Raw genomic sequence first — 21,435 nt, forward strand, 5'->3', positions numbered from 1 at the left:
CGTCGCCGGCATATTGCGGCAGCGCCAGCAGGGCAGCCCCCCGGCGCACCGCCTCCTTGTCGTCGATCGCCTCGATCCGGTAGCGGATCGCGGCGCGAATCCGGTCGCGCAGCTGCATCGTCGGCAGATCCGACTGGCGCAGCCGCGCCAGCATCAACTCGTCGCCGCGCGCATGATAGGCGAGCGCCAGATCGACCCCGCCGCGCGGAAACAGGACCCGTGCCGCCCCGGGGTCGATACCCGTATCCTCGCAGGCGGCGCGAAGGCTCTGCTCGCCCCAGCCGTCGAAACCGACATGGGGGAGCACCGCGTCGAGCAGCCGCGATCCCGGTTCCGTCTGTTGGCCTGTATCGGTCATGATGGTTTCTCACTACGAATTTCGCCGCGCGGCCAGTAGACAGGCCGCCGCACCGTTGCTATATCGGTGCTTCCTGCAAGCACATGCAACTCTAACAGAAAGGTGGTGACAACCACATGCAGGTCAGTGTTCGCGACAACAACGTCGATCAGGCACTCCGTGCGCTCAAGAAGAAGCTGCAGCGCGAAGGCGTCTTTCGTGAAATGAAGCTCAAGCAGCACTTCGAGAAGCCTTCCGAAAAGAAGGCACGCGAAAAGGCCGAAGCGATTCGCCGTGCACGCAAGCTGGCGCGCAAGAAGGCGCAGCGCGAAGGGCTTCTCTGATCCCCGTGCGAACCGGCGGCATGCGCCGCTTGTCACCCCCGAGCCGTTGGCCCGGGGGTTTTCTTTTGCCTGCGGCGAAGATCAGGCCGCACCGCTTCCCTGTTCCGATTTCAGCAGGTCGCGGATCTGGATCAGCACGTCGGTCTCGGTCGGGCCCTTGGGCTCTTCGGGGGCCGGCTCGTCCTTGCCCATGGTGGCTTCCTTGACCCGGTTCACGCCCTTGACCAGCAGGAAGACGACCCACGAGATGATGAGAAAATTGATCACCGCCATGATGAACTTGCCATAGGCGAAGGTCGCCGCATCCTCGCCCGAACCGATGGTGAAGCCGAGGCTCGAAAAATCGATGCCGCCGGTGAACAGGCTGATGAGCGGATTGATCAGATCATCGACCATCGAGCTTACGATCGCCGTAAAGGCGGCACCGATGATGATACCGACCGCCATGTCCATCACGTTGCCGCGGGCAATGAACTGCTGAAATTCCTTGATCATTGGAAGAGTCTCCTTGGATTTGCGCCCCGACCGGGCCTATGCGGCAAACTAGCCAGACTGCCGGATTGGTCAACGCCCCTTCGGACTGCGACTTTCCGCACAGTGTCTCTCGGCTTGCGAGAGATGCATCCGCCCCGGCAACCGCTTAGGAAGGCGCAAACACAGACAGAGGACACCATGTCAGACCAGACCATCGCCCGACGCCTTGACGATTTTCCCATCACCCGCCGCTGGCCGGCACAGCACCCCGACCGTATCCAGCTCTATTCCTTTCCCACGCCCAACGGGGTGAAGATCTCGATCGCGCTCGAAGAGCTTGGCCTGCCCTACGAGGCGCATCGGGTCACGCTGTCGGACGAGGATGTGAAAAGCCCCGAATTCCTGTCGCTCAATCCGAACAACAAGATCCCGGCGATCATCGACCCCGACGGCCCGGACGGAAAGCCGCTGGGCCTGTTCGAATCGGGCGCGATCCTGCTCTATCTGGCGGACAAGACCGGCAGGCTGATCGGCACGACGGCGCGCGACCGCGCCATCGTCACCCAGTGGCTGATGTTCCAGATGGGCGGCGTGGGGCCAATGTTCGGGCAACTGGGCTATTTCTTCGCCTTCGCCGGACGCGAGATCGAGGATCCGCGCCCGCGCGAGCGCTACATCAACGAGGCGCGGCGCCTGCTTGGGGTGCTGGAGGGGCAGCTTTCGCAGCGCGACTGGATCGCCGGCGATTTCTCCATCGCCGATATCGCCGTTGCGCCATGGATCCGAACGCTCGATACCGGCTACAACGCGCTCGGCGTGCTGGGCTGGCAGGATTTTCCGGCCGTCGCTGCCTATGTCAGCCGCTTCACGGCGCGGCCGGCGGTGCAGCGCGGCCTTAACATCCCGCCGCGCGACTGATCCGAACGGCGGGAAGACCGGGGCCGGAGGCGACGATCAGCTTCGCAACACGCCTCCGGTCGCCCTGGCGACCTTTTCGATGATCGTGGCGCTTACCGCCTCGATCTGCTCGTCGGTCAGGGTCTTGTCCCTGGGCTGGAGGCGCACGGTGATGGCGAGCGATTTCCTGCCCGGCCCCATCTGCGCCTCGGCCTTCGGCCCGTGGAATTCGTCGAAGACGCGCACCTCCTCGATCAGCGCCTTGTCGGCACCGGCGGCGGCGTTGACCACATCGAGCGACTGAACACCGGCATCGAGGACAAAGGCGAAATCGCGTTCGACCGCCTGAAGATCCGCCAGTTCCAGCGCCCCCCTGCCCGTCCCTTTCGCTTTGGGGAACGGAACGGCGGCCAGATCGATGCTGAAGGCGACCGCCGGCCCCCTGACGTCGAGCGCCTCGAGCACGCGCGGATGCAGTTCGCCGAAAACGCCCAGAACGTTCTTCGGCCCGAGGCAGATCGCGCCCGAACGGCCCGGGTGGAACCAGCCCGGCACATCGCGCCGGATCTGCACCCGGGCCGGTGCGCCCGCCGCCGCGAGGACCGCCTCGATATCGGCCTTGGCGTCGAACGGATCGACCGGGCGGCGCACGCCATGCACATCCCGTGGTCCGGTGCCTCCCACCAGCAGGCCGACGGCGACCTGCGCCTGTTCGCCCGGCTCGCCGCCGTGAAAGGCGGGGCCGACCTCGAACAGCGCCAGGTCGGCAAAGCCGCGCGCCTGATTGCGCGCCGCCGCCTGAAGCAGCCCCGGCAGAGGCGAGGGGCGCATATGGCTCATCTCCGACGAGATCGGGTTTTCCAGCCGCGTCGCGGCGGTACCGCCGCCGAAAAGCGCGGCCGCGCCTTCGTCGATGAATGAATAGGTAACGCATTCGTTATACCCGAGCGCGGCGATCGTCCGCCGCGCGGCCCCCTCGCGGCGCTGCATCGGCGTCAGCACCGGCTCTGGCACGCCGGGACGGGCGCGCGGCAGCGGCGTTCCCTCGAGTTTTGTCAGCGAGGCGATGCGTGCCACTTCCTCGACCAGATCGGCCTCGCCGGTCACATCGGGGCGCCAGCTTGGCACATGGGCCATGTCGCCGTCGAAGCGGAAGCCGAGCGCTTCGAGCGTTGCCCGCTGTGCCGCCTCGGGGATCGCCATCCCGACGAGGCTTTCGACCCGCTGCGGATCGAGCCGATAGGCGCGGTCGGTGTCGGGCACCGCCCCGGCGACGACCATCTCCGATGCCTCGCCGCCGGCGTGCTCCACGATCATCCGCACCGCCATCTCCAGCCCCACGGACGTGAAGGCCGGATCCACCCCGCGCTCGAACCGGTAGCGTGCGTCGGAACTGACCTTCAGCGCCCGTCCGGCATGGGCGGTCTGGATCGGATCCCAATAGGCGCTCTCGACAAAGACGTTGACGGTCTTGTCGGTGCAACTCGTCGCCTCGCCGCCCATGATGCCGGCGATACTCTCGGGACCCTCGTCATCGGAAATGACGATCTGCCCGGGCAAGAAGGCATATTCCCTGCCGTCCAGCGCCAGAAGCCGCTCGCCGCCCCTGGCGCGGTGCACCCGCAGGTTACCCTTCACCTTGTCGGCGTCGAAGACGTGCAGCGGGCGGTTCTGGTCGTAGGTGTAGAAGTTGGTCACATCGACCAGAAAGCTGATCGGGCGCAGGCCGATGGCACGGAGCCGGTCCTGAAGCCATTGCGGCGACGGGCCGTTGCGCACACCCCGGATCAGCCGGCCGCAGAACAGCGGGCAGCCGTCGCGCGTATCCTCGTCGATGCCGACGCCGAGCGGCGAGGTGAAGGCAGCGGGCACCGGCACCACCTCCTGCGCGATCAGCCGGCCGAGACCCCGCGCCGCCAGATCGCGCGCGATACCGTGCACCCCCAGCGCATCGGGGCGGTTGGGGGTGATGGCGATCTCGATCACCGGGTCGATCTTTTCCGGCGCATGTTCGGCCAGCCAGTCGGCGAACCGCTGCCCGACCTCGCCCGAGGGAAGCTCGATGATACCTTCGTGTTCGTTGCTGAGTTCCATCTCGCGCTCCGAACACATCATACCGAAGCTCTCGATGCCACGAATCCTGCCCACCCCTATGGTGGTGTCGATGCCGGGCACATAGGTGCCGGGCCTGGCCACCACCACGGTGATGCCCGCCCGTGCATTGGGCGCGCCGCAGATGATCTGCCTCATACCCTCGTCGGTTTCGACCTGACAGACGTTGAGCCTGTCGGCATCGGGGTGTTTCTCGGCCGAAATCACCCTGCCTATGGTAAAGTCGCCCAGCCGCGCCACGGGGTCTTCGACCCCCTCGACCTCGAGCCCGAGATCGGTGAGCGCATCAAGGATCTCGTCCAGCGTGGCGTCGGTCTCAAGATGGGACTTGAGCCAGGAAAGCGTGAATTTCATGCAAAGCCCCTGCGGCAGCGGAAAGGTCGCGTGTGCTTAGCCGATCCGGGGCGTGGGGTGAAGGGCCGGAAGAACCATATTCGGCTCAGCCGCGGACACGCTGGCCGGCCTCGTCGAAGTAATAGGCCCGCGCCGGATCGAAGGCGAGGCGCGCGTCGATACCGGGGGAAATGTCGTGCTGGCCAAACAGCCGCACCGTGATCTCGTGACCCGCCGGGGAGGTCAGCAGGACGTTGGTATCGCCCCCCAGCTTCTCCACATGCGTCACGTGGCCGCCAAGCGGCCCCTCGCCCGCAATGGTCAGGTTCTCGGGGCGGATTCCAAGCGTCAGGTCGGGCCTGCCGCCCGCCTCGGTCGCGGGCAGGAAGTTCATCGACGGCGCACCGAGGAACCCGGCAACGAACCGGTTGACCGGGTCGTTATAGAGATCCATCGGCGCGCCGACCTGTTCGACCACCCCGTCGCGCAGGACGACGATCTTGTCGGCCAGCGTCATCGCCTCGGTCTGGTCGTGGGTGACATAGATCATCGAGGCATCCAGCGCCCGGTGCAGGGTTGCGATCTCGATCCGCGTCTTCATGCGCAGGGCGGCATCAAGGTTCGACAGCGGCTCATCGAACAGGAACAGCCTCGGTTCGCGCACGATGGCCCGCCCGATGGCGACGCGCTGGCGCTGGCCGCCCGAAAGCTCGGAAGGACGGCGCCCGAGGTATTCGCCAAGCGACAGCATGCGACTGGCTTTGTCGATCCGGGCGGCGATCTCGGGCTTCGGCATTCCCTCCTGTTTCAGCCCCAGCGCCATGTTCCCCTCGACCGTCAGGTGCGGGTAGAGCGCGTAGGACTGGAACACCATCGCGATGCCGCGTTTGGCGGGGGGCACTGCGTTGACGATCTGCCCGCCGATTTCCACCGTGCCCGAGGTGGCATCCTCCAGCCCGGCAATAACGCGCAGCAGGGTGGACTTGCCGCAGCCCGACGGACCGACGAAGACGACGAATTCGCCTTCTTCCACCGCAAGATCGATGTTCCTGAGAACCCTGACCTCACCAAAGGACTTGCAGACGTTTTTCAGGTTCAGCGCGGTCATTTCGTGTCCTCGAGTTCGATAACGCGGCCGGTGCGGATGCTCTCGTCGGCGGCAAGACAGACGCGGAGCGACTGCACCGCGTCCCGGGCATGGCGGGACAGGTCGATATCTTCGGCGATGGTCCGGATCATGAAGGCCTGTTCGGCATCGCAAAGGTCCTGATGGCCCGGCTCGCCGGGGAAATCCACCATTTCGTCACCGGTAAGGCGATGAATCTTCAGGCTGCCCACCTTGGTGTGCCCCTCGACATCGTCCGAACCCGGATCGGCTGGCGAGACGATGGAAACCGCACCGTTGGGCGAGACGATATCCTTCACGAAATGGGCGGTATCGGACATCATAGGTCCCCAGCCGGCTTCGTACCAGCCGATCGAGCCGTCGGCGAAAAACACCTGAAACTGGCCGTAGTTGTACATGTCGGGTGCGATTTCGTCCGACAGGCGCAGGCCCATGCCATGTACGCGGACCGGCGCGGCATCGGTGATCTGGCACATCACGTCGACGTAATGCACCCCGCAATCGACAATGGGCGACGTGGTCTGCATCAGTTGCCTGTGGGTCTGCCAGGCCGGCCTGTCGGATTGCTGGTTGAGGTTCAGCCGGAAGACGTAGGGACCGCCCAGATCGCGCGCCTCGGCGATCAGGCGCTGCCACGAAGGGTGGTGGCGCAGGATGTACCCGACCACCAGCTTGCGGTTCAGCCGCGCCGCTGTATCGGCCACGCGCGCGGCATCGGCAACGCTTGTCGCCAGCGGCTTTTCGACAAAGACATGTGCGCCCGCCTCCATCGCCGCAACGGCATAATCGGCGTGGCTGTCCGAATAGGTGGCGATACAGACCAGATCGGGCGCCGTTTCGGCCAGCGCCCCGATGAAATCGCCGAACCGCGGATAACCCGCCAACGCGCCGGGCAGATCCCGCCCCGAGCGGTCCACCAGCCCGACGATCGTGCTGCCGGGATGGTCGTGGTGGGCCAGTGCATGGCTGAGCCCCATGTTGCCGAGACCGGCAATGAGCGTGCGTATCATTTCACTGCCCCCGAGGTGATGCCGCGGATAAGCTGGCGCGAGAAGATGACATAGAGGATCATCACCGGCAGGATGGCCATCGAAAGCGCCGACAGCACCGCGTTCCAGTCGGTAACGAACTGGCCGATGAAGACCTGGCTGCCCAGCGTCAGCGTCTTGGTGGCCTCGGCCGGGGCGAGGATCAGCGGGAACCACAGGTCGTTCCAGATCGGGATCATGTTGAAAACCGCCACCGTCGCCATCGCCGGGCGCACCAGCGGCAGCACGAGGCGGAAGAAGATGGTGTATTCGCTCAGCCCGTCGATGCGGCCGGCGTTCTTCAGGTCGTCCGAGACCTGCTTCATGAATTCGCTGAGGATGAACACCGCCAGCGGCAGCCCCTGCGCGGTGTAGACGAGGATCAGCGCCGTCAGCGTGTTGACCAGCCCCGAGGCAACCATCATTTCGAGGATCGCCACGGTGCCGATGCGGATCGGGATCATGATGCCGAGCGCAAGATAGAGCCCCATCAGCGTGTTGCCCCGGAACCGGTATTCGGAAAGCGCGAAGGCCGCCATCGCGCCGAACAGCAGGATCAGGAACAGCGAGCAGACGGTGACGATCATCGAGTTCTGGAAGTAGAGGAAGAAATCGCCCTGTTTCATCACCGTCTGGTAGCCGATCATCGAGAAGGTCCCGGAATCGGGCAGCGCCAGCGGTTCGCGGAAGATCGCCTTGCGGGTCTTGAACGAGTTGACGACGATCACGAAGACGGGAAACAGCGCGATCACCGTGTAGCTCAGCAGGATCACATGGGCGAGCGCGGTGTTGAGCGGGTTGCGGCGGGCCTTGTTCATCGCGCGCTCCTCAGAACTGGTAGCGGCGCAGCCGCGTCTGGATGCCGAAGAGATAGATGCAGACCCCGATCAGGATGACCACGAACATCGCCGTCGCGATAGCCGAGCCCATGTGGGGATCGCCCAGTTGCAACTGGAAGCCGAAGAAGGTGCGATAAAGGAAGGTGCCGAGGATATCGGTCGAGAAGTTGGGCCCGGCCAGTGCGCCCTGCGTGGTATATATCAGGTCGAAGGCGTTGAAATTGCCCACGAAGGTCAGGATCGAGATGATCCCGATCGACGGCAGGATCAGCGGCAGCTTGATCTTCCAGAAGGCAGACATGCCGGTGATGCCGTCGCATTCGCCGGCCTCCAGTATCTCCTCGGGGATCGACAGCAGCGCGGCGTAGATCAGCATCATCGGAATGCCGACGAACTGCCAGACCGAGATCAGCGCCAGCGTGGTCAGCGCGTATTCCTCTTTCCCCAGCCAGGGCTGGAACAGCGTTTTCAGCCCGACCGCATCCAGCAGCGAGGGGGCAATACCCCAGATCGGCGACAGGATCAGCTTCCAGGCGAAGCCGACGATGACGAAGCTGAGGATCGTCGGGATGAAGATCGCCGAGCGGTAGAGATGGGCGAAACGCAGGCGCGGGTGGCTGAGAATGGCCGCAAGCATGATGCCGATCGGGTTCTGGACGATCATGTGGATGAAGAAGAACCAGAAGTTGTTTCCCAGCGCGTTCCAGAACTGCTTCGACCACAGCGCATCGCCGAAAAGGGTATGGAAATTCGCCAGCCCGACGAACTCGCGCCCCCCCTGTCCGGTCGCCGAATAGAGTGCGAGCCGCAGCGTGTTGAACAGCGGAAAGATCATCACGGCGGTATAGACGATCACCGCCGGGGCAAGAAACAGCAGGATGTGCCACCTGATGCGGGGCGAACGGCCGGTATCTGCCATGGGTCGCTACCTGTCGGGACTGCGGAGGTTGAGAAGTGCCCGGACGGGGAGGAAACGTCCGGGCCAGTGTGAGTGGTGACGCCTACTGTTGTGGCGCGTACCAGCTTGCCAGACCGTCCTGCAGACGGCTGGCAGCTTCTTCGGGCGTCTCCGCACCCTTGATCACCTGTGCCGAGGCGTTCCACGTCTCGTTTTCGAGGTTCGGTGTGCCCCGCGACAGGATCTGATAGGTCGACCGGATGGTGCTCTCGCAATCGCTCCTCCACGAGACGAACTCCTGCGCCAGCGGGTCCTCCATCGCCACCTCGTGGTTCGAAAGCGAGAAGAACCCGGGCAGCGCGTTGGCGTAGAGCGAAGCGAATTCCTCGGAACCTACCCAGTTGAGGAAGGCCTTCGCGGCCTCGGCATTGGGCGAGGCGGCGTTGAGCCCGATGGCGATGTCGGTATGATCCGAGATGTAGCAGGTATCGCCCTCGGCGACGACCGGCGGCGGGAAGGCGCCCATCTCGAAATCGGCCTGGGTGTTGAAGCCCGAGATTTCCCACGAACCGGTCGGATAGATCGCGGCGCGCCCGAGGGTGAAGAGGTTCTGGCTGTCGGGATAGGTCTGCGCCTCGAACCCGTCGCCGAGGTAATCCTTCCAGCGTGCAAGCTGCCGGTAGGGCGCGACCCACGCGTCGTCGGTCAGCTTCTGCTCGCCCCTGATCAGCGCCAGGCGGCCTTCCTCGCCTTTCCAGTAGTTCGGGCCGATGTTCTGATACCCCATGGTCGCGGCTTCCCACTGGTCGTTGGTGCCCATCGCCATTGGAATGTAGGTGCCGTCCTCGGCGATCCTGTCGAGCACGGAAAAGAACTCGTCGACGGTTTTCGGCGGCTCGATCCCAAGTTCGGCAAAGGCTTCCTTGTTGTAGAGGAAGCCGTGGATCACACTGGCCATCGGCACGCAGAATGTGGCCGATCCGTCATCGGTCTGCCATGCCGACTTGGCCACGCCCGAGAAGTTGGCCATCGCCTCCAGGTCGCTCAGATCGGCCAGCTTGCCGCCATCGTAAAGCGCAAGCGATGCGTCGAAGGGACGGCAGGTGATGAGATCGCCGGCCGAGCCCGCGTCGAGCTTGGAGTTCAGCACGGCGTTGTATTCGGCCGGTGCCGAGGGGGTGAAGTTGAGCCGGACACCCGGATGGGCGGCCTCGAAGGCGGGAATGATCTTGTCCTGCCACAATGTCAGGTCGTCGTTGCGCCAGCTTTCGATGGTCAGCGTGACGTCCTGCGCGAATGCCGGAATCGCGGTCAGCGATGTACCGGCAAGCAATGCCGCGCCGATGATTGATCTTTTCATGTCTTCTCTCTCCCTGTTGAATGCGTTTGACGGTCCTGCCCGCCGGTATTCAGATCCGTGCCAAGGCGGCGCGCAGGCGCCCCCCCGATTGTTCGAGCAGCTCCCCGGCCGCCGCCGGCGAACCGACACCCGCCGCCAGCAGCACGGCCGGCTTGACCGCCCCGCCGGATTCGGCAAGGCAGGCCTGCGCCCTGTCCGGCGAAACCGCCGCGATCCGGGCGACCATGCCCGCCGCCCGCTGACGCAGCTTGGCATTGTCGGCCCGCAGGTTGACCATCATCCCGTCATGCACATGACCGAGCGCAACGCCCATCAGCGTCGACATGACATTGAGCGCCACCTTCTGCGCCGTTCCTGCCCCCATACGGGTCGAACCCGCGATCACCTCGGGCGGGGTCGCCAGCAGGATCGCCACATCGGCCCCGTCGAACATCGGCGCGCCTTCGTTGTTGGCGATGGCGATGGTCCGGCCACCCCGCTGCCGCGCCACATCGAGAAACGCCAGTGGATAGGGTGTCGTCCCGCTTGCGCTGAGCGCGATGACCACGTCGCCGGAAGAAACGCGCCCGGCAGCGGCCCGCGCGGCCGCAACGTCGTCCTCGGTATCGCCGGGCATATGCGCGCCGGTCGGAACGCCGCCGGCCATGCTGATATTCACCCTGTCGGCATCCAGACCGAAAGTGGCCCCAAGCTCCGACGCATCGGCCAGCGCCATCAGGCCGGACGACCCCGCCGCCACATAATGAAGGTTGCGTCCCGCCCGAATGGCGCCGGCCATCAGTTCGGCGCCCCGCGCCAGCGCGTCGCCGGCCCGCATGATCGACCCGATCGCCGCCTTCTGTCCGGCAAGAAGAACCTCGGCAACCTCGGGAAGCGGGCGCGTGTCGAGACCGGGCGCGTCAGGATGCAGTTCCTCGGTCGTTCGGCGATTCATTGGTTCCCCCCTGCGGCACGTTGACAGAACAATACCTTTTAAATACCTTTTGTCCACCATATTTTTCTGCATATAGTCGAAATAGCCCGAATACTATCTTTTGATAGTGGATCACCCCGGAATTGTAGATAAAATATCGCTTCAAAACCGACAATAGGTATTATAAAGGTATCCCATGCAGCACGCTTCGCCCCAGATTCTGATCGGCGTCGACGGAGGTGGAACCTCCTGTCGCGTCGCATTGGCTGTCGACGGCGAACGCTTCGATTGCAGGCGCGGGCCGGCCAATGTTTCAACCGACTTCGCAGGCGCGGTCGCGACCGTTCTGGCGGCGCTGGCGGACGCCGCCGATTCGGCAGGCCTGACAATGGGCGATATCGCGCGGGCCACCGCCCACGTGGGCCTTGCCGGCGTCATGAGTCCCGCCATTGCCAGCCGGGTCGCCGCGGAATTGCCGGTCGGCCGGGTTTGCGTCACCGACGACCGGCCCACCACCGTTGCGGGGGCGCTTGGCGATGCCGACGGGGCGGTTGCCGCCATCGGCACCGGCTCGTTCCTCGGACGGCAGGTCGCGGGGCGGATAACCGGCCTCGGGGGCTGGGGGTTCTACATCGGCGATCAGGCCGCCGGGGCGTGGCTCATGCGCCGCGCCTTCGAGGAGCTGATGCTGGCGGTCGACGGTCTGGCCGAGATGACGCCCTTTGCCGGCGCGTTGCTGGCCGAACACGGAAACGACCCCGGCGCGGTGGTGCAGTTTTCGCTGCGCTCCCGGCCGGTCGATTACGCGCGGCTGGCCGTACGCATCGTCGATGCCGCCGAAGCGGGCGATCCGCTGGCGACAAGGTTGATGACGGAAGGGGCGGCCTATATCCGCCGCGGGCTCGACCGGCTGGGCTGGACGCCGGCCGAACCGCTTTGCCTGACCGGCGGGCTGGGGCCGGCCTATGGTCGCTGGCTTGGCCTCGCGTCGATCCCGCCGCGCGGGACGGCGCTCGACGGCGCATTGATTCTCGCCGCCAGATTGCGCGCAAGGGAGGAAGACGGTGCATGAGCGTTGACGCCTTCCTCACCCCCGCCAACTGGATGGAGGGCGGCGCCGGCCCCCGCTACGTGCGGCTGCGCAGGCGGATCGAGGATGGCATCGCCCGGAGGATATTCACGCCCGACGTGCCGCTGCCGCCCGAACGCGAGATCGCGGCGATGACCGGGCTGTCGCGGGTCACCGTACGCAAGGCGATACAGGATCTGGTCGAACGCGGCATCGTCGTCCAGCGGCAGGGTTCGGGATCGTTCGTGAAGGCGACCGGGCAGCGGGTCGAGCAATCGCTTTCGCGCCTCACCTCGTTCACCGAGGACATGGCGCGGCGCGGCATGGACACGCAGGCGACATGGCTCGAACGCGGCGTCTTCGTCCCCTCGCCCGAGGAGGTGGTGGCGCTTGCCCTGCCGTCGGGCGATTCCGTGGCCCGGCTGTCGCGCCTGCGCAGCGCGGGCGGCCGGCCGATGGCCATCGAACGGGCCGCGCTGCCGCTCGATATCCTGCCCGATCCGCTGCGGGTCGAAACATCGCTCTACGAGGAACTCGAACGGCTCGGCGCCCGCCCGGTGCGGGCGTTACAGAAAATCTCGGCGATAAACCTGGGCGCCGACGAGGCCCGCCTGCTGAATCTGGAACCGCGCGACGCCGGCCTCCGGATCGAGCGCCGCTCCTATCTCGACAACGGCCGCGTCGCCGAATTTACCCGATCCACCTATCGCGGCGACGCCTACGATTTCGTGGCCGAGTTGCGACTAGCCAAAAGACAGGACTGACCATGCTGGACAACCAGACCCAGATGCGGCGCGAGATCGACGAGATCCCGGCCGCCGTCGACCGCCTGCTGTCGACCGGCAGCACCGCCATCGCCAACGCGGCCCTTGCCGCCGCCGCGCGCGACCCGGCCTTTGCCATCACCATCGCGCGCGGATCGTCCGATCACGCCTGCACCTATTTCAAATACGCAAGCGAACTGTTGCTGGGGCTGGCGGTCGCCTCGGTCGGCCCCTCGGTCGCCTCGATCTACGGGGCGGAGCTTCGCCTGAGAAAAAGCCTCTGCATCGCCGTTTCGCAATCGGGGAAAAGCCCCGATATCGTCGAACTTGCCCAGACCGCCCGGCGCGATGGCGCGCTGACGATGGCGATCACCAACCACCGCCATTCTCCGCTGGCCGAAAGCTGCAGCCACACGCTCGACATTCTGGCCGGACCGGAAAGGTCGGTCGCCGCCACCAAGACATTCGTCAACTCGGTTGTCGCCGGACTGCTGCTTCTGGCCGAATGGAAGGGCGACGGCGAACTGATCGCCGCCCTGCGCCGGCTGCCCACGCTGCTGGAGCGCGCAACCCGGATCGACTGGCCGGAGGTGCGCGGCGCCATCGGCGGCGAGCATTCGCTCTTTACCCTCGGGCGCGGCCCCTCCTGGGCAATGTCGAACGAGGCGGCGCTGAAGTTCAAGGAAACCTGCCAGCTTCACGCCGAAAGCTATTCCTCGGCCGAGGTGTTGCACGGGCCGGTCTCCATCGTCGGCGAGGGGTTTCCGGTCCTGTGTTTCGCCGCCGCCGACGCGGCGGAAAAGACCGTGACCGAGATCGCCGATCAGATCGCGCAAAAGGGCGCGCGGGTTTTCGTTTCGAGCCCGGGCGCCCGGCACGCGACACCCATCGACCACGTTCGCACCGATCACCCGCTGACCGATCCGGTCAGCCTGATCGTTTCGTTCTATTCGATGGTCGAACGTTTCGCGGTGTCGCGCGGTATCGATCCCGACGCCCCGCGTCACCTGAGAAAGGTGACGGAAACGCTATGAGAAACCCGGCAACCGCCTTTGTCGGAGCCGAGATCTTCGACGGAAACAGCCTGCGCACCGGTTGTGCCCTGCTGCTGGACGGGGCCGAGGTCGCGGCGATCCTGCCGCAAGGCGAGGTTCCGGCGGACGCAATGCGGCGCGAGGTATCGGGCACGCTGGCGCCGGGGTTCGTCGACCTTCAGGTGAACGGCGGTGGCGGCGTGATGTTCAACGATACGCAGACCGTCGCGGCGCTTGCCACCATCGCCGGTGCCCATGCGTCGCTCGGATCGACCGCCATCCTGCCAACGCTGATCACCGATACACCCGAACACACCCGTGCCGCCATCGCCGCCACCCGCGAGGCGATCGCGCAGGGCGTGCCCGGCATCGCGGGGCTGCACCTTGAGGGCCCGCATCTGTCGATTGCCCGCAAGGGGGCGCACGATCCGTCGCTGATCCGGCCGATGGCGCCGTCGGACCTCGACATGCTGATCGGGGCTGCGGCGGACCTGCCGGCCCTGATGCTGACGGTCGCCCCGGAAAGCGTGACGCCGGCCCAGATCCAAGCGCTCGCCGATGCCGGCGCTGTGGTCTCGCTCGGCCATACCGACAGCGATTTCGCCACCTGTATCGCCGCTGCCGATGCCGGCGCCCGTTGCGTGACGCATCTGTTCAACGCGATGAGCCAGCTTGGGCATCGCGCGCCCGGCCTCGTCGGGGCGGCGCTGGACGACGGGCGGCTTTCGGCCGGGCTGATCGCCGACCTGCTGCATGTCCATCCGGCGGCGATCCGCATCGCGCTTGCCGCCAAGACCGGGCCGGGGCGGATTTTCCTCGTCACCGACGCGATGGCACCGGCCGGAACCGACGCCGGTCATTTCGTGCTGAACGGTCGCCGCATCGAACGCGGCGACGGCAGGCTGACGCTGGCGGACGGCACGCTGGCCGGTGCCGATCTCGACATGGCGACGGCGATCCGCAACCTGACGGAAAACTCCGGCCTGCCACACGCCGGAGCACTGGCCATGGCAACCTCGATCCCCGCCGACCTGATGGGCCTGGGCGACATCCATGGCCGGCTGTCGCCGGGCCGCCGGGCCGATTTCGTCCACCTCGATCCGCAGGGCGAATTGCGCGGCGTCTGGTGTGCCGGCCAACCCGTTGCCTGACGAAAGCGAATTGCCGCCGCGCGCCGCAAAATAGGGGTTTCGCCGCCGGTGGTTTTCCCCTATACGCGCCCATCTGCGCCGTTTCGGCGCGAAAACCTCTCCACGGGCCCTGCTGGACGACATCCCGGCCTGCGCCATGAACCCTGAAGCTGAAGGAGACCCCGATGTCGATCACAGTCGAAGATAAAGCCCGCGTTCTCAAGGATTTTGCGACCAGGGAGGGCGACACCGGCTCACCCGAGGTTCAGGTCGCGATCCTGACCTCGCGCATCAATACGCTGACCGAGCATTTCAAGACCCACAAGAAGGACAACCACTCGCGCCGTGGTCTTCTGAAGCTCGTCGCGCAGCGCCGCAAGCTGCTGGACTACCTCAAGCGCAAGGACGAGCCCCGCTATCAGGATCTCATCCAGCGTCTGAGCATCCGCCGCTGAGGCAGAACGACCGCCACTTACGGAAAAACGCCCGCGTGACCCACGCGGGCGTTTTCATATGCGCTGCCGAATCCGGCACTCAACCCGTGTTTCGGCGCGCTTCGTTGCCAGTGGCGCCGGATCCGGCACACTGGGACAAGGGGCTGTCCTTGTTCACAGGTTCGTGCAACTCTGGCGCGAAGTGGTGCGTATCAAGATAAGGAGTGTTGCATGCAGCCCGGAATCTGGTTCAGTCTTGCCGCCTATTTTTTGCTGATGCTTGCTATCGGCGTCTATGCATGGATGAAATCCACATCGAGTTCCGAAGAATACATGCTCGGCGGGCGCAACCTGCCGCCTGCGGTCGCGGCGCTTTCGGCCGGCGCTTCGGACATGAGCGGCTGGCTGCTTCTGGGCCTGCCCGGCGCGCTTTTCGTTTCGGGGCTGGCGCAATCCTGGATCGGCATCGGGCTGTTCGTCGGCGCGTGGATTAACTGGATCGTCGTCGCGCCGCGCCTGCGCCAGCAGACCGAGCAATACGACAACAGCCTGACAATACCCGGTTTTCTCGGCAACCGCTTTCCCAGCACGGCGCGGCTGCTGCGGATCGTCTCGGCGGTTGTCATCGTGGTGTTCTTCGCCGTCTATACCGCCTCGGGCCTGGTCGGTGGCGGCAAGCTTTTCGCCAGCGCCTTCGGCAGCAACTACATGGTAGGCGTGATGCTGACGCTGGGGATCGTGCTGATCTATACGGTGATGGGCGGCTTCCTGGCCGTCAGCCTGACCGATTTCGTCCAGGGCATCATCATGATGCTGGCGCTGATCATCATGCCCATCGTCGTTCTGACCACAGACGGCGGCAACGGCGTTGGGCAGGCGGCCGAGCGGCTGACGGCGATCGACCCCAACTTTCTGTCGCTGTTTACCGGTGTGACCTTTCTGGGCTGGCTTTCGACCGTGGCCTGGGGGCTGGGTTATTTCGGCCAGCCCCATATCATCGTGCGTTTCATGGCGGTGCGCAGCGTCGCCGATGTGCCGAAGGCGCGCAATATCGGCATGAGCTGGATGGCGGTATCGCTGATCGGCGCCATCGCCGTGGGTATTTTCGGCCGCGCCTATGCCGAGCGCATGGGGCTGGAGGTGGCCGACCCCGAGACAATCTTCATCATTCTGGCCAATCTGCTGTTCCACCCGCTTGTTACCGGTTTCCTCTATGCCGCGCTGCTGGCGGCGATCATGTCGACGGTGTCGAGCCAGCTTCTGGTCGCCTCCTCCTCGCTGACCGAGGATATCTACCGCGCCGCGTTCAAGCGGCATGCGAGCGAACGCGAACTGGTCAATATCGGCCGGCTGGCGGTGCTAGCGGTGGGGATCGTGGCGATGACGATCGCCAACAACCCGGATTCGCAGGTGCTCGGGCTGGTCGCCAACGCATGGGCCGGGTTCGGCGCCGCCTTCGGTCCGCTGATCATCCTGTCGCTGACCTGGAAACGGATGACCGGGGCCGGGGCCGTCGCCGGTCTGGTTACCGGTGCCGTGGTGGTGATTGCATGGATCGCGCTGGGGCTGAGTTCATCTTTCATGGGTCAGGGGCTGTATGAAATCGTACCCGGTTTTGTCGCCGCCTGGATCGCGATCGTCGCGGTCAGCCTCGCCACCCCCGACCGGGGCGAATACCGCACGTTCAAGACCGCCTGACCCGGTTTGAGCCCGTTGCGGCGCCCGCCCGGCCGGCAGCCGGGCGGGCGCCTTGAAGCAGACATTCCGCGCAGTGCCGGCGATGCCGGCACCGCGCATTTTGGCGGGCACGCCCACTTTCCAACCCCCTTGAATTCCTGTACACGCGCCCAATCTGAGACGTGGTGCGAGAGATCCCGGCACCGTGACGAAGGATATCAGGGATCGGCGGCAATGGGGCCGCCATTCAATCGGGAGACCCGGGATGCGCCCGGGAGCGCTCCCCTACAGGATACGCTAGATGTTCAATGAAGTGAAAAAGTCGATGCAGTGGGGCCAGGAAACCCTCACGCTCGAAACCGGCAAGGTTGCCCGTCAGGCTGACGGCACCGTGATCGCGACTCTCGGTGAGACCTCGGTGATGGCCAACGTGACCTTTGCCAGGGAGCCCAGGCCGGGGCAGGATTTCTTTCCGCTTACGGTTCATTACCAGGAAAAATACTATGCCGCAGGCAAGGTGCCCGGCGGCTTTTTCAAGCGCGAGGCGCGCCCCTCCGAGAAGGAGACGCTCACCGCGCGCCTGATCGACCGGCCGATCCGCCCGCTCTTCGCCCCCGGCTTCAAGAACGAAGTGCTCGTCATGTGCACCGTTCTGAGCCATGATCTGGTCAACGACCCCGATATCGTGGCAATGATCGCCGCCTCGGCCGCACTGACCATCTCGGGCGTGCCCTTCATGGGGCCTATCGGCGCCTGCCGGGTCGGCTTCGCCAATGGCGCCTACGTGCTGAACCCCGAAGTGGCCGATATGGACCAGCTCCGGCTGAACCCCGAGCAGCGGCTCGATCTGGTTGTCGCCGGCACCAGAGACGCGGTGATGATGGTCGAATCCGAGGCCTATGAGCTTTCGGAAGACGAGATGCTGGGCGCGGTGACCTTCGCGCACGAACAGTTCCAGCCGGTGATCGACCTGATCATCTCGCTGGCCGAAGTGGCCGCCAGGGAGCCCTTCGACTACGCGCCGCCGGATTATTCCGCCCTCTACGCCGCGGTGAAGGCCGCGGGCGAGACCGACATGCGCGCGGCCTATGCCATCCGCGACAAGCAGGAACGCGTCAACGCCGTTGCTGCGGCCCGCGAGAAGATCGCCGCCGCGCTGAGCGAAGAGCAGCAGGAGGACCCGAATCTCGGCCCGGCGCTCAAGAAGCTGGAGTCCGGCATCCTGCGCGGCGACGTGGTGAAGAACGGCATACGCATCGACGGCCGGACGACGACCCAGGTACGCCCGATCGACGCCGAGGTCAGCCTGCTGCCGCGCACCCACGGCTCGGCGCTGTTCACCCGGGGCGAGACCCAGGCGCTGGTGGTCACCACGCTGGGCACCGGCGAGGACGAGCAGATCATCGACGCGCTTCATGGCAATTTCCGCTCGAACTTCCTGCTGCACTACAACTTCCCGCCCTACTCGGTCGGCGAGGTTGGACGTGTCGGCGGCCCCGGCCGGCGCGAGATCGGCCATGGCAAGCTTGCCTGGCGGGCCCTGCAGGCGGTTCTGCCGGCACCGACGGATTTCCCCTACACGATCCGTATCGTTTCGGAGATCACCGAATCGAACGGTTCGTCGTCGATGGCCTCGGTCTGCGGCGGCTCGCTGTCGATGATGGATGCGGGCGTACCGCTCAAGGCGCCGGTCGCCGGCGTCGCCATGGGCCTGATCCTCGAGGAAGACGGCTCTTACGCGGTGCTGACCGATATCCTCGGCGACGAGGATCACCTCGGCGACATGGACTTCAAGGTGGCGGGCACCGAGGCTGGCATCACCTCGCTCCAGATGGATATCAAGATCGCCGGCATCACGCCCGAGATCATGCGCAAGGCGCTGGCACAGGCCCGGGACGGCCGGATGCACATTCTGGGCGAGATGGGCAAGGCGATCAACGAAGGCCGCGCCGAGTTCTCGGCCCATGCCCCGCGCATCGAGACCATGCAGATCCCGACCGACAAGATCCGCGAGGTGATCGGCTCGGGCGGCAAGGTGATCCGCGAGATCGTCGAGACCTCGGGCGCCAAGGTCGACATCAACGATGATGGCGTCATCAAGATCGCCTCGCCCAACGCCGAAGCCATCCAGAAAGCCTATGACATGATCTAGTCGATCGTGGCCGAGCCCGAGGTTGGCAAGATCTACAAGGGCAAGGTGGTCAAGATCGTCGATTTCGGCGCCTTCGTGAACTTCTTCGGCAAGCGCGACGGTCTGGTCCATGTCAGCCAGATCGAGAATCGCCGCCTCAACCACCCTTCGGATGTGCTGAAGGAAGGCCAGGAGGTCTGGGTCAAGCTGCTCGGCTTCGACGATCGCGGCAAGGTCCGCCTGTCGATGAAGGTCGTCGATCAGGAGACCGGTCAGGAAGCGGCGAAGGAAAAGGAAGAAGACGACTGACGCGCTTCGGCGCCACGTCGAAGCCCAGCGCGCCCGAACGTTCCGGGCCTGCGTGGTCTTTCGGAATCGAAGGCCCCGGCACCCGCCGGGGCCTTTGCGTTTGCGCCTCCGGGGTCCCGGCAGGTACGGTCCGGTTCCCACCGCCGGCGCGGACCGGGGCCGATATTGCATTCGCAGCAGCGGAACGTTTGATGGTCGGGCGGTTTCTGCTAGGCTTTCCCCGGGATCGCTAACAGGTATCGGGGCGGAGGGGAGCCGTGGACATCTATCTTGAGCGCAGCGGACTGAAGATCGAAGAGACCCTTGCGCGGTTCGTCGAGGACGAGGCGCTGCCGGGCACCGATGTGGCCGCCGGCGATTTCTGGTCGGGGCTGGCGGCGCTTGTCGATGCTTTTGCCGCGCGCAACGCCGAGCTTCTGGACATTCGCGCCCATCTGCACCAGCAGATCGACGCCTGGCATCTGGGGCATCGGGGCGACGGATTCGACGCGGCCGAGTATCGGGCATTTCTGGAAAAGATCGGCTATATCGTGCCGAAGCCCGCCTCCTTCACATTGCAGACCGAAAACCTCGACCCCGAGTTCACCTCGGTCGCCGGTCCGCAGCTTGTCGTGCCGGTCACCAACGCACGCTATGCACTGAACGCGGCCAATGCCCGCTGGGGCAGCCTGTATGACGCACTGTATGGAACCGACGCGCTGGGAAACCCGCCCGCGCCCGGCGATTACGATCCGGTGCGCGGGCAGGAGGTGATCGCCTGGGCGAAGGCGCATCTCGACCGGGCAGTGCCGCTCGCTGCCGGGCGCTGGTCGGATGTCGGCGGTTTCACCTTCGACGGCGGCAATCTCGGGCTCGTGCTGGGCGAAGGGTTCACCGCGCTTGCCGACCCCGCGGCCTTTGCCGGCGTGGTCACCAGCCAGGACGACGGAACGCTTCGCGAGGTGCTGCTGAAGGTCAACGGGCTCCATATCCGCGTGGTGCGCGATCCGTCCTCCGCCGTCGGCGCCACCGATCCGGCCGGGATATCCGATGTGATACTGGAAGCGGCCATTTCCACCATCATGGATCTGGAAGATTCGGTTGCCTGCGTCGACGGGCCGGACAAGGCGCATGCCTATGGCAACTGGCTGGGGCTGATGAAGGGCGACCTGAGCGAGGAGGTCACCAAGGGTGGACGGACCTTTACCCGCAGGCTGAATCCGGACATCGCCTGTATCGACCCCGCCGGGACACCGCAGGCGCTCAGGGGGCGGTCGCTGATGCTGATACGCAATGTCGGCCACCTGATGACGACGCCGGCGGTGCTGGACGCCACGGGCCGCGAGATACCCGAAGGGCTGCTCGATGCGCTGGTCACCGTGATGATCGCGATACACGATCTCAGGCGCCCGGACGGACCGGTGAATTCCCCCGCCGGCTCGGTCTATGTGGTCAAACCCAAGATGCATGGACCCGACGAGGTTGCCTTTGCCGACCGGGTCTTTGCCCGGGTCGAGGACATCCTCGGCCTGCCGCGTCACACGGTCAAGATCGGCATCATGGACGAAGAGCGGCGCACCTCGGTCAATCTTGCCGCCTGTATCGGTGCGGCAAGGCACCGGATCTGCTTCATCAACACCGGTTTTCTCGACCGGACGGGCGACGAGATTTCCACCTCGATGGAGGCCGGACCGGTTGTGCCGAAGTCGGAAATGAAGACGGCGGCGTGGCTGATGGCCTACGAGGCGCTGAACGTGCGGGCAGGGCTCGACTGCGGGCTCAAGGGCCGGGCACAGATCGGCAAGGGAATGTGGGCCATGCCCGACCGGATGGCCGACATGCTGGCGCAGAAGATCGGCCACCCGCAGGCCGGCGCCACCTGTGCCTGGGTACCCAGCCCGACCGCCGCCACGCTGCACGCCACGCATTACCATATGGTCGATGTGTTCGAGCGGCTCGACCGGATCGCCGGCGAGGCGATCGGAACATCTCTCGACGATTTGCTGGCGATCCCGCTGATCCGTGACGCGCTGTCCGGCGAGTCCATCGCCGCCGAGGTCGAGAATTGCTGTCAGGGGATCCTCGGCTATGTCGTACGCTGGGTGAATCATGGCGTCGGCTGCTCCAAGGTGCCCGATATCAACGATGTCGGCCTGATGGAGGATCGCGCCACCTGCCGGATATCCTCGCAGATGCTGATCAACTGGATTCACCACGGAATCGTCAGCGAGACCGGGGTGATGAAGG

17 protein-coding genes and 2 pseudogenes are annotated in these 21,435 nt (G+C 65.3%); 10 read left to right on the top strand and 9 right to left on the bottom strand.

Annotated elements, in window-relative coordinates:
* Positions 1-358, bottom strand: a pseudogene (locus ACK5IR_RS15175) (COQ9 family protein); the annotation flags it as partial.
* Positions 359-474: 116 nt separating this feature from the next.
* On the opposite strand from ACK5IR_RS15175, the gene rpsU reads away from it, so the two are divergent.
* Complete coding sequence (rpsU, locus tag ACK5IR_RS15180) at positions 475-681, top strand: 30S ribosomal protein S21 (RefSeq protein WP_005614280.1); 207 nt, start codon at positions 475-477, stop codon at positions 679-681.
* An 81-nt stretch (positions 682-762) separates the two neighbouring features.
* Here rpsU and mscL read toward each other — a convergent pair whose 3' ends face one another.
* Positions 763-1,176: a large-conductance mechanosensitive channel protein MscL gene (gene mscL, locus ACK5IR_RS15185; protein ID WP_416930015.1), complete on the bottom strand. Its 414-nt coding sequence runs from the start codon at positions 1,174-1,176 to the stop codon at positions 763-765.
* 177 nt (positions 1,177-1,353) lie between these two features.
* On the opposite strand from mscL, the gene ACK5IR_RS15190 reads away from it, so the two are divergent.
* Positions 1,354-2,073 (top strand): glutathione S-transferase family protein, encoded by a 720-nt coding sequence (locus ACK5IR_RS15190; protein WP_416930016.1) that lies wholly within the window; start codon positions 1,354-1,356, stop codon positions 2,071-2,073.
* A 36-nt stretch (positions 2,074-2,109) separates the two neighbouring features.
* On the opposite strand, the gene pheT is transcribed toward ACK5IR_RS15190, so the two are convergent.
* From pheT to ACK5IR_RS15225, 7 genes are all read right to left on the bottom strand, one after another.
* Positions 2,110-4,518, bottom strand: a complete 2,409-nt coding sequence (gene pheT / locus ACK5IR_RS15195; protein ID WP_416930017.1) for a phenylalanine--tRNA ligase subunit beta — start codon at positions 4,516-4,518, stop codon at positions 2,110-2,112.
* A gap of 85 nt (positions 4,519-4,603) precedes the next feature.
* Complete coding sequence (locus ACK5IR_RS15200; protein WP_416930018.1) at positions 4,604-5,605, bottom strand: ABC transporter ATP-binding protein; 1,002 nt, start codon at positions 5,603-5,605, stop codon at positions 4,604-4,606.
* On the bottom strand, positions 5,602-6,633 hold the full coding sequence (locus ACK5IR_RS15205; RefSeq protein WP_416930019.1) for a Gfo/Idh/MocA family protein: 1,032 nt from the start codon (positions 6,631-6,633) through the stop codon (positions 5,602-5,604). Before ACK5IR_RS15205 ends, ACK5IR_RS15200 begins: the two co-directional genes overlap by 4 nt.
* On the bottom strand, positions 6,630-7,469 hold the full coding sequence (locus ACK5IR_RS15210) for a carbohydrate ABC transporter permease (RefSeq protein ID WP_416930020.1): 840 nt from the start codon (positions 7,467-7,469) through the stop codon (positions 6,630-6,632). Before ACK5IR_RS15210 ends, ACK5IR_RS15205 begins: the two co-directional genes overlap by 4 nt.
* 10 nt (positions 7,470-7,479) lie before the next feature.
* Positions 7,480-8,409 carry a carbohydrate ABC transporter permease gene (locus ACK5IR_RS15215; RefSeq protein WP_416930021.1) on the bottom strand — a complete coding sequence of 310 codons (930 nt, stop codon included), beginning with the start codon at positions 8,407-8,409 and terminating at the stop codon, positions 7,480-7,482.
* An 82-nt stretch (positions 8,410-8,491) separates the two neighbouring features.
* The gene (locus ACK5IR_RS15220) at positions 8,492-9,748 is read right to left on the bottom strand and encodes an ABC transporter substrate-binding protein (protein ID WP_416930022.1); all 1,257 of its coding nucleotides are present in this window, start codon (positions 9,746-9,748) and stop codon (positions 8,492-8,494) included.
* Between the two features lie 49 nt (positions 9,749-9,797).
* The gene (locus tag ACK5IR_RS15225; RefSeq protein ID WP_416930023.1) at positions 9,798-10,682 is read right to left on the bottom strand and encodes an N-acetylmuramic acid 6-phosphate etherase; all 885 of its coding nucleotides are present in this window, start codon (positions 10,680-10,682) and stop codon (positions 9,798-9,800) included.
* Between the two features lie 175 nt (positions 10,683-10,857).
* Between ACK5IR_RS15225 and ACK5IR_RS15230 the strand changes: the two genes are divergently transcribed.
* The 8 genes and pseudogenes from ACK5IR_RS15230 to ACK5IR_RS15265 all read left to right on the top strand — a co-directional run.
* Positions 10,858-11,733 carry a BadF/BadG/BcrA/BcrD ATPase family protein gene (locus tag ACK5IR_RS15230; protein ID WP_416930024.1) on the top strand — a complete coding sequence of 292 codons (876 nt, stop codon included), beginning with the start codon at positions 10,858-10,860 and terminating at the stop codon, positions 11,731-11,733.
* Positions 11,730-12,494: a GntR family transcriptional regulator gene (locus ACK5IR_RS15235; protein ID WP_416930025.1), complete on the top strand. Its 765-nt coding sequence runs from the start codon at positions 11,730-11,732 to the stop codon at positions 12,492-12,494. The genes ACK5IR_RS15230 and ACK5IR_RS15235 overlap by 4 nt, the downstream gene beginning before the upstream one ends.
* A gap of 2 nt (positions 12,495-12,496) precedes the next feature.
* Positions 12,497-13,528, top strand: coding sequence for an SIS domain-containing protein (locus ACK5IR_RS15240; RefSeq protein ID WP_416930026.1), 1,032 nt, complete (start codon positions 12,497-12,499; stop codon positions 13,526-13,528).
* Positions 13,525-14,679 (top strand): N-acetylglucosamine-6-phosphate deacetylase, encoded by a 1,155-nt coding sequence (gene nagA / locus ACK5IR_RS15245; RefSeq protein ID WP_416930027.1) that lies wholly within the window; start codon positions 13,525-13,527, stop codon positions 14,677-14,679. Before ACK5IR_RS15240 ends, nagA begins: the two co-directional genes overlap by 4 nt.
* Before the next feature lie 164 nt (positions 14,680-14,843).
* On the top strand, positions 14,844-15,113 hold the full coding sequence (gene rpsO / locus ACK5IR_RS15250) for a 30S ribosomal protein S15 (RefSeq protein ID WP_416930028.1): 270 nt from the start codon (positions 14,844-14,846) through the stop codon (positions 15,111-15,113).
* Positions 15,114-15,323: 210 nt separating this feature from the next.
* Complete coding sequence (putP, locus tag ACK5IR_RS15255) at positions 15,324-16,790, top strand: sodium/proline symporter PutP (RefSeq protein WP_416930029.1); 1,467 nt, start codon at positions 15,324-15,326, stop codon at positions 16,788-16,790.
* A gap of 280 nt (positions 16,791-17,070) precedes the next feature.
* Positions 17,071-19,209: pseudogene (gene pnp, locus ACK5IR_RS15260) on the top strand (polyribonucleotide nucleotidyltransferase).
* Between the two features lie 257 nt (positions 19,210-19,466).
* The coding region (locus ACK5IR_RS15265) for a malate synthase G (protein WP_416930030.1) at positions 19,467-21,435 on the top strand (1,969 nt) is incomplete at its 3' end.

This window comes from Tropicimonas sp. (assembly GCF_047971885.1).
Lineage (GTDB): Bacteria > Pseudomonadota > Alphaproteobacteria > Rhodobacterales > Rhodobacteraceae > Tropicimonas.

Excerpts from the sequence above, each read along its gene's own strand:
- ACK5IR_RS15235 (WP_416930025.1), top strand. The coding sequence starts at position 11,730 with ATGAGCGTTGACGCCTTCCTCACCCCCGCCAACTGGATGGAGGGCGGC.
- ACK5IR_RS15225 (WP_416930023.1), bottom strand. The coding sequence starts at position 10,682 with ATGAATCGCCGAACGACCGAGGAACTGCATCCTGACGCGCCCGGTCTC.
- rpsU (WP_005614280.1), top strand. The coding sequence starts at position 475 with ATGCAGGTCAGTGTTCGCGACAACAACGTCGATCAGGCACTCCGTGCG.
- ACK5IR_RS15200 (WP_416930018.1), bottom strand. The coding sequence starts at position 5,605 with ATGACCGCGCTGAACCTGAAAAACGTCTGCAAGTCCTTTGGTGAGGTC.
- ACK5IR_RS15240 (WP_416930026.1), top strand. The coding sequence starts at position 12,497 with ATGCTGGACAACCAGACCCAGATGCGGCGCGAGATCGACGAGATCCCG.
- putP (WP_416930029.1), top strand. The coding sequence starts at position 15,324 with ATGCAGCCCGGAATCTGGTTCAGTCTTGCCGCCTATTTTTTGCTGATG.
- ACK5IR_RS15210 (WP_416930020.1), bottom strand. The coding sequence starts at position 7,469 with ATGAACAAGGCCCGCCGCAACCCGCTCAACACCGCGCTCGCCCATGTG.
- ACK5IR_RS15205 (WP_416930019.1), bottom strand. The coding sequence starts at position 6,633 with ATGATACGCACGCTCATTGCCGGTCTCGGCAACATGGGGCTCAGCCAT.
- nagA (WP_416930027.1), top strand. The coding sequence starts at position 13,525 with ATGAGAAACCCGGCAACCGCCTTTGTCGGAGCCGAGATCTTCGACGGA.
- ACK5IR_RS15220 (WP_416930022.1), bottom strand. The coding sequence starts at position 9,748 with ATGAAAAGATCAATCATCGGCGCGGCATTGCTTGCCGGTACATCGCTG.
- mscL (WP_416930015.1), bottom strand. The coding sequence starts at position 1,176 with ATGATCAAGGAATTTCAGCAGTTCATTGCCCGCGGCAACGTGATGGAC.
- ACK5IR_RS15215 (WP_416930021.1), bottom strand. The coding sequence starts at position 8,409 with ATGGCAGATACCGGCCGTTCGCCCCGCATCAGGTGGCACATCCTGCTG.
- pheT (WP_416930017.1), bottom strand. The coding sequence starts at position 4,518 with ATGAAATTCACGCTTTCCTGGCTCAAGTCCCATCTTGAGACCGACGCC.
- ACK5IR_RS15230 (WP_416930024.1), top strand. The coding sequence starts at position 10,858 with ATGCAGCACGCTTCGCCCCAGATTCTGATCGGCGTCGACGGAGGTGGA.
- rpsO (WP_416930028.1), top strand. The coding sequence starts at position 14,844 with ATGTCGATCACAGTCGAAGATAAAGCCCGCGTTCTCAAGGATTTTGCG.
- ACK5IR_RS15190 (WP_416930016.1), top strand. The coding sequence starts at position 1,354 with ATGTCAGACCAGACCATCGCCCGACGCCTTGACGATTTTCCCATCACC.